The 12,605-nt window shown below is 64.1% G+C and carries 11 protein-coding genes and 1 tRNA gene; 10 read left to right on the top strand and 2 right to left on the bottom strand.

The features are described 5' to 3' along the window. Positions 1-8: 8 nt before the first annotated feature. Entirely contained in the window at positions 9-461 is a 453-nt protein-coding gene (locus DAEP_RS0100495; RefSeq protein ID WP_027243291.1) for a c-type cytochrome, read from the bottom strand. A gap of 124 nt (positions 462-585) precedes the next feature. Here DAEP_RS0100495 and DAEP_RS0100490 point away from each other — a divergent pair, with 124 nt between their 5' ends. From DAEP_RS0100490 to DAEP_RS0100475, 4 genes are all read left to right on the top strand, one after another. Further along, positions 586-798: a hypothetical protein gene (locus DAEP_RS0100490; RefSeq protein WP_027243290.1), complete on the top strand. Its 213-nt coding sequence runs from the start codon at positions 586-588 to the stop codon at positions 796-798. A gap of 177 nt (positions 799-975) precedes the next feature. Beyond that, positions 976-1,182: a cold-shock protein gene (locus tag DAEP_RS0100485; protein ID WP_008553396.1), complete on the top strand. Its 207-nt coding sequence runs from the start codon at positions 976-978 to the stop codon at positions 1,180-1,182. A gap of 140 nt (positions 1,183-1,322) precedes the next feature. Next, positions 1,323-1,553: a DUF982 domain-containing protein gene (locus DAEP_RS0100480; protein WP_008554123.1), complete on the top strand. Its 231-nt coding sequence runs from the start codon at positions 1,323-1,325 to the stop codon at positions 1,551-1,553. A 135-nt stretch (positions 1,554-1,688) separates the two neighbouring features. After that, entirely contained in the window at positions 1,689-1,889 is a 201-nt protein-coding gene (locus DAEP_RS0100475) for a hypothetical protein (protein ID WP_027243288.1), read from the top strand. 223 nt (positions 1,890-2,112) lie between these two features. Here the strand turns inward: DAEP_RS0100475 and DAEP_RS0100470 are convergent, their stop codons facing one another. Continuing rightward, the gene (locus tag DAEP_RS0100470) at positions 2,113-2,808 is read right to left on the bottom strand and encodes a Crp/Fnr family transcriptional regulator (RefSeq protein WP_027243287.1); all 696 of its coding nucleotides are present in this window, start codon (positions 2,806-2,808) and stop codon (positions 2,113-2,115) included. Between the two features lie 241 nt (positions 2,809-3,049). On the opposite strand from DAEP_RS0100470, the gene DAEP_RS0100465 reads away from it, so the two are divergent. The 6 genes from DAEP_RS0100465 to DAEP_RS0100435 all read left to right on the top strand — a co-directional run bounded on the left by DAEP_RS0100465 (position 3,050) and on the right by DAEP_RS0100435 (position 12,570). Continuing rightward, positions 3,050-4,243, top strand: coding sequence for an NnrS family protein (locus DAEP_RS0100465; RefSeq protein WP_027243286.1), 1,194 nt, complete (start codon positions 3,050-3,052; stop codon positions 4,241-4,243). 121 nt (positions 4,244-4,364) lie between these two features. Beyond that, a complete protein-coding gene (locus tag DAEP_RS0100460) occupies positions 4,365-5,363 on the top strand; it encodes a cytochrome-c peroxidase (RefSeq protein WP_008555176.1) in 999 nt (332 codons plus the stop codon). A 25-nt stretch (positions 5,364-5,388) separates the two neighbouring features. Then, entirely contained in the window at positions 5,389-7,770 is a 2,382-nt protein-coding gene (locus DAEP_RS0100455; RefSeq protein ID WP_027243285.1) for a hybrid sensor histidine kinase/response regulator, read from the top strand. A 235-nt stretch (positions 7,771-8,005) separates the two neighbouring features. Then, positions 8,006-10,039 carry a peroxidase family protein gene (locus DAEP_RS0100450; protein ID WP_027243284.1) on the top strand — a complete coding sequence of 678 codons (2,034 nt, stop codon included), beginning with the start codon at positions 8,006-8,008 and terminating at the stop codon, positions 10,037-10,039. A 226-nt stretch (positions 10,040-10,265) separates the two neighbouring features. Next, on the top strand, positions 10,266-12,197 hold the full coding sequence (locus DAEP_RS0100445) for an acyl CoA:acetate/3-ketoacid CoA transferase (protein ID WP_027243283.1): 1,932 nt from the start codon (positions 10,266-10,268) through the stop codon (positions 12,195-12,197). A 298-nt stretch (positions 12,198-12,495) separates the two neighbouring features. Further along, positions 12,496-12,570 (top strand) — tRNA-Gln (locus DAEP_RS0100435). The last annotated feature ends 35 nt before the right edge of the window (positions 12,571-12,605 follow it).

Raw genomic sequence — 12,605 nt, 5'->3', positions numbered from 1 at the left:
TTCTCCCCTCAGCCCGCGTCGTTCGGCGGCCAGTTCTGGGTGTCGGTCTGATCCGCCCAGCGCAGGAATTCGGACAGGGCCTTGGTTTCTTCCTCGGTCAGCTCGAAGTACGGCATCTGGCGGCGGCCCTCGACGCCGGAAGGCTGCGCCTTCATCCAGCCATCGAGCATTTCATAGGCGGCTTCGGGATCGTCCAGCACGCCCCAGCGGGTCATCACGTTGCCCACCTCCGGTGCGAAATAGGCGCCCTCGCCATGCAGCGTGTGGCAGTTGATACAGGAGTGGCGCTCCCACACGTGCTTGCCCTGGCGCACCTCGTCGGTCAGCTCCATGCCAGCGGTGGATGTGTTCACGATGAAGCGGTGGCTGTGCGCGGTCATGGCCACGAACACGACGACGAAGAACAAGGAGCCCCCGTAGAACACGTTCCTGGCCCGCGACTTGGTAAGTATCTCTGACATATCGCGGTCCTGAGTACAGTTGCGGATAGGACCTGCCTAACTGCGCGCACCGCCGCATATGTTGTTAAAGCGCAAAGACCGGGCGCATTGCTGCACGCAAAATGCAGGAAAAGGAGGACAGGCCATGCGACGCCCAGATTTCGACAATCCCGACCTGCCGCTTTCCGAGATGTTCCACCATTGGCCGGCCTGCGCGGGCGAGTTCATGAACCGCCAGATGCTCTGCCCCGGCTGCCCGATCGCGCCGTTCCACACGCTGGTTGATGCGTGCGAGGAATACGGGCTGGAGGAGATGGCGTTCCGCGAGCAGTTAAGGCGCGCTATGGGGGCCATCTAAAAACTATTTTGAAGATATCACTGATGGTCCCTTGCAATCGCGAGTCGCATACCCCACCTTGGTGGAGCAAAGCGCTTCCTACGACCTTCTGTTTCCTAACGGCCCCAGTTGTTCCGATGTTGACACTGGGCCGGGCTATCGCGTGTTGCGGATAGCATTTCAAAAGGAGACGACACGATGGCCAATGGCACCGTGAAATGGTTCAATTCTCAAAAAGGTTTTGGTTTCATCGCGCCCGAGCACGGATCGCGGGACATTTTTGTCCACATTTCCGCCTTGGAACGCGCTGGCATCCAGCAGCTTGACGACGGCCAGGCCGTGACTTTCGACATCGAAAGCGGCCGCGACGGACGCGAGTCCGCCAGCAATCTTGCCCTCGCATAAGCTGCTGACGGCCTGAGACCTCTAACGGGAGCATGTTGCAATGCTCCCGTTTCCCGCATCTGCCAAAATTGTCTGTCAGACGCGGTTTTCCAAAAAGCACAGAAAGATAGAACTTGATAGAAATTTCCTGGGGCACTCCCATGACCATTTTCCTGCCCTCCGAGGGCCGGACCCGAAAAATCACCACAATCGAACAAGCCCATTTCTGGCTGCAGAAAGCTTGGCCGGTTTCCGACCGCAACAGAGATGTTGCGATTGAAAAGATCGATGCAGCCATGGACTGTCTCGCGCCTGTCGGCGCCGCCCGTGACGCATTCCTCTCGGCCGTTAACACCGCCGGTTTCCAAGCGGACCTCCCCGCCGCCGCGTAACCTGCAACGCATGACCGGCGCCGCCGCAGCTGCGCCGTTTCCATCGGCCCCTTGGCGCCTCCCGGAGAAGGTCCTGACCGGACTTTCGCGCGCGCCAACGAAGTCTCCAAAAATCAGCCTCGCAGGAGTGAACAGATGTCCAAGCTTAACACTGAGGAATTGAAACTTGCCGGCCTGACCCGCAAGGAGACGGCGATGGAGAAGACCGCGCGCGCAGCGCGTGAAATCCTGGAGGACGAAAACGAAAGGCGCCGCAACAAAATTGAGCGCCTGAGACGTTCTCGGCTTCAGTATGAGCGCGGCAACCCGCCCTTGAAGGACTCCGAAGACAAGTGAGACCGGCCCGGAACGGTCAATTGTCCTGAACACCGCGCATAGCCGGGTCGCCAGACGGCGCCGGCAATAACTGCTGCAAGTGGCCCGGCAGCAGTTGCGCGAGCATATTTGCGCCTCCGGGGAACCTGGCAGCGCGCCGGCTGATCCGCTTTGTGTCCGTGATGGAACAACAAGCCGGACAGCGGAACACTGGCCGGTCTCCCGCCAGTTACTCCCCCCGCTCCTACCCCTGCGCCCCGCTCAAAACCACCAGCCTATGCGGAGCCGTGACCACGATGTACTTGCGGGTGGATTTCACCACGCCGTCCTTCTCCCAGGCCGACAGCAAGCGGCTGACCGTGTGCAGCGTGGTGCCGGTCATCTCAGAGATATTGCGGCGGGTCACGGGGAAGGCGATCTCGATCCCCTCCTCCACCTTGCGGCCCGACTGGGTCACCATCCGCAGAAGAGCTGCCGCCACCCGCTGTTCCACCGCCTGCGTGGCCAGTTCGGTGATCCGCGTCTGCATCTCGCCAAGCCGCTGGCCCAGGGTGTTGTAGCTTTCAGTGGCAAAGCCCGGGTACTTGGCGGTGAACTCCCCCCACAACCGCGCCGGCCAGGACAGCGCCAGCGATTCCGAGGCGGCGATGGCGGTGGCCGGATAGGTGACGCGGTTCAGCGCAGGCGCGATGCCGAACAGCTGGCCCGGTGAAATATGCAGCGCGATGATCTGCTCGCCGCCCTCGGTGGTTTTCACCACCCGGATGTAGCCGTCCAGCAGCAGGTGGAAGCGTTCGGCATCATGACCTTCGTGAAAAATCTCCGCGCCCTCGTCATAGCGCTTGGGCAGCGCCTGGTCGAGAATTTCGCGGATCTGGCCGCGCTCCAGGAGGCTGAAGGGCGGCAGCCCGGTCAGAAGGCTTTCGTCGAGCTTGGACAAGAATGCACCGCAAGTTTGCTGAAGGACAAAGAGGTTCACCCGCCGTTATCGCATAGTGAGGCCAGAGGAAACAACCGTGCGGGAAAAACCGGCACCCGGAACCGGGGAAGCCTCCCTCGATCCTGCCCGCCGGAGCTGATCCACGGGGTTCGGCGAAAGATTGCGTCCCTTGCGCTGAACCGGCGGGCGGCACCTGACCAGTGCCGCCCGCCCGTCGTTGACCGGATGCAAGGAGGCCACCATGGCTGCGCGAACCGAATATACCGGACCTGTTCTTTTCTCCTTCGGCTTCAGGCCGTTCTTTCTGGGTGCTTGCCTGTTTGCCCTGCTGGCGGTGCCTGCCTGGCTGCTGATCTGGCGCGGCGACCTGGGGTATAGCGGGCCTTTCCTGGCAACAGACTGGCACATTCACGAGATGATCTTTGGCTACGGTGCCGCCGTGGTTGCGGGCTTTTTGTTCACTGCGGTGCCGAACTGGACCGGGCGGATGCCTGCCCGCGGCTGGCCGCTGGCGCTGCTTTCCGGACTGTGGCTGCTGGGGCGGCTGGCGATGGCCGGCTTGCTGGGGCTTCCCGCGTTGGGCGTATTGGTTGTCGACTGCGCCTTTCTGGCCGCCGTCATCGCCATGATCGCGCGCGAGATCATTGCCGGTGAAAACTGGCGCAACCTCAAGGTTCTGGTGCCGGTCACCCTGCTGGGCCTTGCCAACCTTTGCTTCCACCTTGAGGCGATGACCGAAGGCGCGGCGGATCTCTCGCGCCGCCTGGGCATTGCGGTTCTGATCTTTCTGATCATGCTGATCGGCGGGCGGATCATTCCCAGCTTCACCCGCAACTGGCTGGCGAAACAGGGGGCTGCGAAAATGCCCGCGCCCTTTGGCAAGTTCGATGCGGTGACGCTGGTCTTTGGCGCGGCGGCGCTGGTGGCCTGGACCGCAGCGCCCTGGGCCGCCGCCAGCGGTGCGCTCCTGCTGGCCGCGGGCCTGCTGCACCTGCTGCGCCTGGCGCGCTGGCGCAGCCTTGCGACCCTGCCGGATCCGCTGCTGCTGATGCTGCACCTGGCTTATGCGCTGGTGCCCGCGGGGCTGATCGCGGCGGGCGGCGTGCCCTTCGGCCTGCTGCAGCCCGCGGCGGCGGCGCATATCCTGGGCATCGGCGCAATCGGCGGCATGACCCTTGCGGTAATGATGCGCGCCACCATGGGTCACAGCGGCCGCCCGCTGGTTGCTGGCCCGGCCCTTACGCTTGCGTTCATGCTGCTGCTGGGTGCTGCCGCCCTGCGCCTTGCGGGCAGTGCAGAGCTTGCCGCGGGCTGGGACGGGATCACGGTTTCCGCCGTGGTGTGGACCGCAGGATTTGCTTTGATGGTGCTGAAGACCGCCCCCTGGCTGATCACGCGGCGCATCGGCCCCAAGAAAGTGTCCGGCAAGCCATGAAACCGGGCGGATGCCCGCCTCCTCTGCCGCAGCAAACATGCATGGCTCACGTAAAATTAACGGCCTTCTCAGAAGCTGCCATTCCAGATAGGTAGGAATGGGTTGCAAGAGGAGGTCCTGAATGCAGTGGAAAGCTGCCGCCGCCGTGGTGCCGCTGCTGTTTTGGGCCGTCCAGAGCCTGGCGCAACCCGCCGGGCTCGATGCGTTCCGGCGTCCGGATACCGTGCCGTTTCCGGACAACGCGCCTTATGACCGCGGAATTGCCACCCTGGGCAAGATGCTGTTCTTCGACCCGCGCCTGTCCGGGGCGCAGAACATCAGCTGCTCCAGCTGCCACAACCCCTCTTTCGGCTGGGAAACTCCGGTACCCAAGGCGATCGGCGCCGGCGACAACCCCGTGCACCGCCATGCGCCGACGATCCTGAATGCTGCTTGGATCACGCCGCTGTTTTGGGACGGGCGCGCGGCCAGCCTTGAGGAACAGGCAGTGGGGCCGATCACCGCCCCAAATGAGATGAACGCAAGTTTTGAGGACATTACCGCCCGCCTGACGGCTGTGACCGAATACAAGGCCTGGTTCGAGCGGCTGTTTCCCGGCCAGGGCATCCGCAAGGAAACCATCCTCACCGCCCTCGCCACCTACCAGCGCACCATTGTCAGCGGGGTTGCCGGTTTCGACCGCTGGGTCAGCGGGGATGACACTGCGGTGCCGGAGGCCGCCAAGCGCGGCTTTGCGCTGTTCACCGGGCGGGCAAATTGCGTGTCCTGCCATTCCGGCTGGATGTTCACCGACAACAAAATGCACGACATCGGCCTGCCCGCCTCGGACCTGGGCAGCGGCGGCGTGTCACCGCAAACCCCCGCCGGGTACTTCCGCTTCAAGACCCCGGGCCTGCGGAACATCGCCTTGCGGGCGCCCTATATGCACGACGGCTCGCTGCCATCGCTGCCTGCGGTCCTCCGCCATTACGCCGATGGCGGCGCGGCGGGCGTTGAGCGGCAAACGGACATCGCGGGGTTTGCCGCCAGCGAGGGCGACATCGCAGACCTCATCGCCTTTCTTGAGACACTAACGGACAATGAAACCAATGTGCCCACCCCGATCCTGCCGGCCAATTGATGCGTGTGGCTGAAGGCATCCGTTAATGATCATCAAGCGATCCATCGTCCTGCCGGTTCTTGTCATTACGGTTGCGGCGCTTTTTGCCGTGCTGCTGGTCGGCGGCATGGCGGTCTATGCGTCCAGCCGCAAGGACGCCGTGCTGGAAGCCGCCCTGGAAGTCACCCGCCGCACCAGCAGCGTCAGCACCGGCATCACGGCCGCCCAGACCTATGCCCAAGACGTGCTGGCGATGACCCGGCTGATCCCGCAGGAGGACGTGGCCGGCGAATTCCAGGCGCATCTCAATGTCATCAACCGCGATCTGAGCGCCCTGCTGCAGCAGCCCCTGCCGGCGCTGCTCCGGGGTGAGGCCGAAGCGCTGAACCAGGCGCTGGCGGAGTGGTGCCAGATGGCAGTGGTTCTGCTCAGCATCAAAACGGCACAAGAGATCCCCACGCTCAGCGCGCTGATGATGAGCAGCGAAGCCGTCACCCGGCAAGCCGCGCTGGTGACGGCGCTTGCGGTGGCGCACGCAGAGCAGACCGTGGCGGCAACCAACCAGGCGCTGTCCCGCATCTTTGTGCTCGGGCTGACCGGGACCGCGCTGATCATGGCCGCGGCGCTGATTTTTTCGATGCGCAAGGCCCACGCCATTTCAACCGCGATCCAATCGGCTGCCGCCAAGCTGCAGCGGCTGGCCAGCGGCGAGCAATCCGGCCCGCCAACGGCCAAAGACGAGATCCGCGCCGTATTCGCGGCGCTCGACACGCTGGCCGTGAGCCTGCAGGAAAAGAAGCGGATTGCCGAGCGTCTGCAGCAGGAAAAGGCCCGCGCGGAGGCCGCCACAGAGACAAAATCCCGTTTCCTGGCTACCATGAGCCATGAAATCCGCACGCCGATCAACGGCGTCCTGGGCATGGCTGAGGTGCTGAACGAAACCCGGCTGACCCCGGAGCAGACCTCCTGCACCAGCACGATACTCGCCTCTTCCGAGGCGCTGCTGCGCATCGTCAATGACATTCTGGACTTTTCCAAGCTGGAAGCGGGCAAGGCGCAGATGCTGCAGCAGCCGTTCAACCTGCGCGATGTGATTTATGACGTGGCCACGCTGATGTCGCCCAGCGCTACGGCCAAGGGCGTTGAAATCTGCATCGACATCCCCGAGGACACGCCGCCGGAGTTCATCGGCGACAGCGGCCGGGTGCGGCAGATCCTGATGAACCTGGTCGGCAACGCCGTCAAATTCACTCTGGAAGGCCATATCAGCATCACGCTCAATTACGATCCCAGACACAACATCCCGCTGTGCATCGACGTCCGCGACACGGGCGTTGGCATCCCCGAAGACAGCATCGGCCAGATCTTCCACGCCTTCGAGCAGGTGGAAAGCACAACTGCCCGGCGCTTTGAGGGCACCGGTCTGGGGCTGGCCATCTCCTCGCGGCTGGCGCAGGCTATGGGCGGGCGCATCGATGTGGTCTCGCAGGCCGGCAAGGGTTCCTGCTTCACCGTGTGCCTGACGCTGCCGGTTGCGGCTCCGTCACCGGCCCCTTCCAGGCCGCTGGCCGGGAAGCGGGTTGCCGTGGTGGCCGATCTGCCGTTTTCGCGCGATGTGCGGCTGCGCCAGCTGGCGTACTGGGGGGCGGAAACGATGGTCCCGCCCGGCGCAGCAGAGCTGCTGGAGCAGGTGGAAGCGCTGGCCGCCCGTCAGCAGCAGCCGGATCTGGTGCTGGTGGAAAACAGCGTGCCGCTGGAACAGGCCAGACAGCTGTGCCAGCGGCTGCACAGCCTGCCCGGCTGCCGGGAGCTGCCGGTGGTGTTCTGCGTCGGCAGCCGGCTGATCTCGGACTATCAGGCGCTCAAAAAGTGCCGGACCTTGCACGTGCTGATGAAACCTGCCCGCAACCGGGTGCTGCTGCGGATGCTGCAAGACGCGCTGCGGCCCGGCGCCGAGCCTGCTGCCCCGGCCGCGCTGCCTGCGGCAGCCGCGCCGGCCGCTGCCGGGTTCAGCCGCCTGCGGCTGCTGGTGGCGGAGGACAACCGCACCAACCAGCTGGTTCTGAAGAAAATGCTCGGCCCGTCCGGCATCCAGATGACCATTTGCAGCAACGGCCAGGAAGCGGTTGAAACCTTTGCGGCGCAGCCGTTCGATCTGGTGCTTATGGATATGTCGATGCCGGTGATGGACGGGCTGGAGGCGACCCGGCGGCTGCGGGCGTGGGAGCAGGAGAACGGCCGCGCGCCCTGCCCGATCCTGGCCCTGACCGCCAATGTGCTGAGCGCTGATGAGGCCGCCTGCCGCGCGGCGGGAATGGTCGGCTTCCTGTCCAAACCCGTGCGCAAGCAGGAACTGCTGGGTCAGATCGCCAAATGGACAGGCATCGCGGACGCCGCAAACGCCGTGCTTCAGGCCAGGCAAGCCTGACCCTCCCCCGCTCCGCGCAGCAGCTTCCCTGTGGCAGCGGTGATCCGCGCGCGCCGCGCACTCACGCGATCACACGGTTTGACACGAAATCGTGAAGCACTACCTGAAACCTGCAGTCCGCGCACGGGTGCATGTGCGGGGGATATCGGCGTTCGGCGGCAAGGTAGCACAGCGCTTTCGGGCCGCGCGATGGCATTTCCGGTGACAGTGTTTTTACGAGTGATTGGGGGATCACATGTCCAGTTTACAGATTGGGGCCGCACGGCCCTCCGATGGCACGTCCGCAAATCCAGACCATCCTGACTGGGGCGCAACCGGCACCGAACTGCTGAGGCTGGCGGGCAGCGGGCTGGGACCGGACGGCGAAATGGCGGGCGCAGACCGTCCGAACCCGCGCGAAGTGTCAAACATACTGTCCGCCCAGACCGGGGAAACGGCAAACGCCGCCGGAGCGTCTGACTTCCTTTGGATCTGGGGCCAGTTTCTGGACCATGACTTGTCGCTGACCGGCACCGAAAGCGGCGTCCGCGCGAATATTGAAGTTCCGGCAGGCGATCCCTTCTTCGATCCCTTCGGCACCGGAAACGCCATCATTCCGTTCACCCGGGTAGAACAGCACGACGGGGAATTCCTCAATGAGATCACCGCCTGCATCGACGCCTCGATGATCTATGGCTCAACCGCAGAGATGGTCGCAGCGATGCGGGGCGAAGGCGGCAAACTGAAGATGACCGAGGATCATTTCCTGAACCTCGAAGGCGACGGATTCCTGACCGGTGACGTCCGCGCCGCAGAAAACGTCGCGCTGACCTCGATGCACACCCTGTTCACCCGCGAACACAACCGGCTGGTCGAAGAGCTGGCGGACAGGGATCCGTCGCTGACGGATGATCAGCTGTTTGAGGCCGCCCGCGCCCGGGTCGAGGCGCTGGTGCAAGCCATCACGTTCAAGGAGTTTCTGCCGGTCCTGCTGGGCGATAATGCCTTTGGCGCCTACCAGGGCCATGACCCGGATGTGAATCCGGGGATTGCGATCGAATTCTCCAGCGCTGTCTACCGGCTCGGGCACACCCTGCTGTCGGCCAACCTGCAGCGTGTCACCGAAAACGGCACCCAGCTGGACCCTCTGGCGCTGCGCGATGCGTTTTTCCAGCCGCATCTGGTCAGCCAGACAGGCATGGTCGAAAACGTCCTGCGCGGGGCGGCCACCCAGACTTCCGAAGCCATCGACACCCAAGTGGTGGAGGACGTGCGCTCCTTCCTGTTCGGGCCGCCGGGCGCCGGCGGGCTGGATCTGGCGGCGCTGAACATCCAGCGCGGGCGCGACATGGGGGTGGCCAGCTATAATGACCTGCGCGAGGCCCTGGGCCTGCCGCGCGCGGAACGCTTCTCTGACATTACCTCCGACGCGGTGCTGGCCGCCAAGCTGGAAGAGGCTTATGGCGATACCGATCTGGTGGACGCCTGGATTGGCGGCCTGGCCGAGGACGCCTTTGGCAGCGGGCTGCTGGGGCAGACGTTCTCGCTTGTCATGATTGATCAGTTCACCCGGCTGCGCGACGGCGACCCGTTCTGGAGCGAGGGCCGCGAAGGCATCCCGGCAGACGAGCTGAAGGCGCTTTGGGACACGACTCTGTCTGACGTTATCCTGCGCAATACGGATGTTCAGAACCTGCAGAAAGATGCCTTTGCCGCAATGGACAGGATCGCTGGCACTGCCGGCGATGATGTTCTCAGCGGCAACTCCGGGCAGGATTTCATCTTTGGCCGCAAGGGTGCGGATGTCCTCTCCGGCAGGTCCGGCGATGACGACCTGCAAGGGGGCGGCGGCAGGGACATCCTCTCCGGAAACCGGGGCAGCGACTGCCTGGACGGCGGCAGCGGCGCGGACAGGCTCAAGGGAGGCGGCGCGGCCGACTTCCTGTCAGGCGGCAGCCACAACGACGTTCTGAAGGGCGGATCAGGCCGCGACACCCTGGAAGGCGGCACCGGAAACGACACCCTGGCCGGCGGCAAGGGAAATGATGTTCTGACCGGCGGTGCGGGCGCGGACTGTTTCGTGTTCAACACCCTGAAAACGGGCGCGGACACGATTTCAGACTTCGAGCTTGGGGTCGACAGGACCAAAATCATCGGCCCGCACACCTGGTCCGCACAGGCAATGGACACGGACGACGGGCTGGTGTTTGCGTTCGCGGATGGCTGCTCCGTGACTTTCCAAGGCATCACGCTGAGCGACTGGCAGGACGCCGGGGCAAGCTTTTTCTAGTCCCGTCAGCCGGCCGCAGTATACAAAAAGACCCCAGCGCGGAAATTGCAGGCGCCGATCGGAAACTTCCCGCCAGCCGGCGCTGGCCGATGTCGCAGGTCCCCGGTCCGCTGACGCAATCGAAGGACAGGCGCGCCTGCGCGCGGGCCTAACATTCCCGTTCATCCCGCCGTCAGGACGCCGATCCTGACCGGACGGCAACCGGCATCGGGGAGGACGCGCCGCCATGAAAGACAAGACAACCACCACCGAACAGGCGATGGCGCTGATCCGGGACGGGGATGTCGTGACCACCACCGGGTTCGTGCAAAGCTGCATCCCGGAGATGCTGCACGCGGCGCTGGAGAAGCGGTTTCTGGACCAGGGCGCCCCTCGCGATCTGACGCTGATCATGTGCGCGGGCGCCGGCGACAGCAAGGGGCTGGGCACCGGGCGGCTGCACCATGACGGCCTGCTGCGCCGGGTGATCGCCGGAAATTTCGGCCGCATGCCCAAGGTCGCCCAGGCCGCGCAGGAAAACAAGATCTGCGGCTACAACCTGCCGCAGGGGGTGATCTCCCAGCTCTACCGCGCCTGCGCCGCAGGCCAGCCCGGCCTGTTCTCCAAGGTCGGACTGCACACCTATGTCGACCCGCGCCACGGCGGCGGCAAGGTCAACAAGGTGACCGAAGAAGACATCGTCAAATACGTCCAGGTCGATGGCGAGGACTGGCTGTTCTACAAGGCCACCAGGATCGACGTCGCCTTCATCCGTGGCACCAGCGCCGACCGCTCCGGCAACATCAGCATGGAACGCGAGGCGCTGACGCTCGACTGCCTGGCCCAGGCGATGGCCGCCCACAACAACGGCGGCATCGTTATCGCCCAGGTGGAGCGCATCGTCGAGGACGGCTCGATCAAGCCCAAGGACGTGAAGATCCCCGGCCTGCTGGTGGACTGCGTCTGCGTTGCCGACGATCCGGAGATGCACCGGATGAACTACGGCGTGCAGCACAATCCGGCGCTGTCGGGCGAAATCCGGGTGCCCTTGGGCGGCATCCCCAAGATGCCGCTGGATCAGCGCAAGATCATCGCCCGCCGCGCCGCCTTTGAGCTGCCGCCCAACGGTGCCGTGAACCTCGGCGTCGGTGCGCCTGACGGGGTCGCGGCGGTGGCCAACGAGGAAAAGGCCACCCCCTATATCACCCTGACCACAGAGGCCGGCGCCGTCGGCGGCGTTCTGGCAGGCGGCTCCAGTTTCGGCTCCTCGGCCAATGCCGATGCCATCATCGACCAGAACCAGATGTTCGATTTCTACGACGGCGGCGGGCTGGATCTCACATGCCTCGGCATGGCAGAATGCGACGCCGAGGGCAGCGTCAACGCCTCCCGTTTCGGCGGACGCCTGAACGGCTGCGGCGGTTTCATCAACATCTCGCAGAACTCCCGCGCCGTGGTCTTTGCCGGCACCTTCACCGCGGGCGGGCTCAAGGTTGCGGTGGATAACGGCGAGCTGCGCATCGTGCAGGAAGGCCGCAACAAGAAATTCGTGCGGCTGATCGAACAGATCACCTTCTCTGGGCCCTACGCCTCGCAGCGTTCGCAGCCGGTGCTTTACGTGACCGAACGCTGCGTGCTGCAGCTGACCCCCAAGGGGCTGGAGCTGATCGAGATCGCCCCCGGGATCGATCTGCAGCGCGACATCCTGGATCAGATGGAATTCAGGCCGATCATCGAAAACGTCGCCCTGATGGATGCGCGTATCTTCCGGGAGGAGCCGATGGGGCTGATGAACGACCTGCTGAACCTAAATCTTTCCGAACGCGTCACCTATGACGCCGCCCGCCACACCATGTTCCTCAACCTCGAAGGCTGGAGCGTCCGCAAGAAGCAGGACGCCGAGGACTTGTCCCGCGTGCTGCAGGACGCCTTCGCCAGAAGCGGCCGGGACGTGAACATGGTGATGAACCAGAACGGTTTCCGCATCGCCGAGGATCTGCAGGACGACTATGCCGCCCTGGTCGGCGAAAAGCTGGAGGCAAACAGCGCCTCCATCGCTCATTACACCACCAGCGCCTTCATGCGCCTGAAGATGCAGGGCGAGCTCGCCAGCCGCAGTGTGCAGCCCCATATCTTCGAAAGCGGCGAGGAAGCGCATCAGGCTATTTGGGGCTCCTGAAGCGGTCGCGGCCGGTGCCAGCCCAGGACGGGGCCGGCGCCGCATTTCTCTGCCCGCACCCCGCCCTTCCCGCCCCCAATGGCACCGCTCCCGGGACCGGAGCACCCCCTGAAACCCACCGCAAAGGGGCTGGCAACCCCTTATATTCATTCCCGTTTCTTGCCAGACACCTCCGGGCCGCAAGGGCCATCAAAGACCTGCCGGCGGGTTATTTGCGGGCCTTCGGAGAAGAACTGCATTTTTTTTCAAAAACCCTCTTGCACCCCCTCGCAACAAACTTTAGACAGCGCCTCACCGATGGGGTGTAGCCAAGTGGTAAGGCAGCGGTTTTTGGTACCGTGTACCGTAGGTTCGAATCCTACCACCCCAGCCATCTCCCATGACAAAACACCGGAAAGCCCAAGTAAA

It is taken from the genome of Leisingera daeponensis DSM 23529 (genome assembly GCF_000473145.1).
In the GTDB taxonomy this organism is placed as follows: domain Bacteria; phylum Pseudomonadota; class Alphaproteobacteria; order Rhodobacterales; family Rhodobacteraceae; genus Leisingera; species Leisingera daeponensis.
The sequence above is the reverse complement of the archived record's forward strand: the minus strand, read 5'-3'. Positions and strand labels throughout refer to the sequence as shown.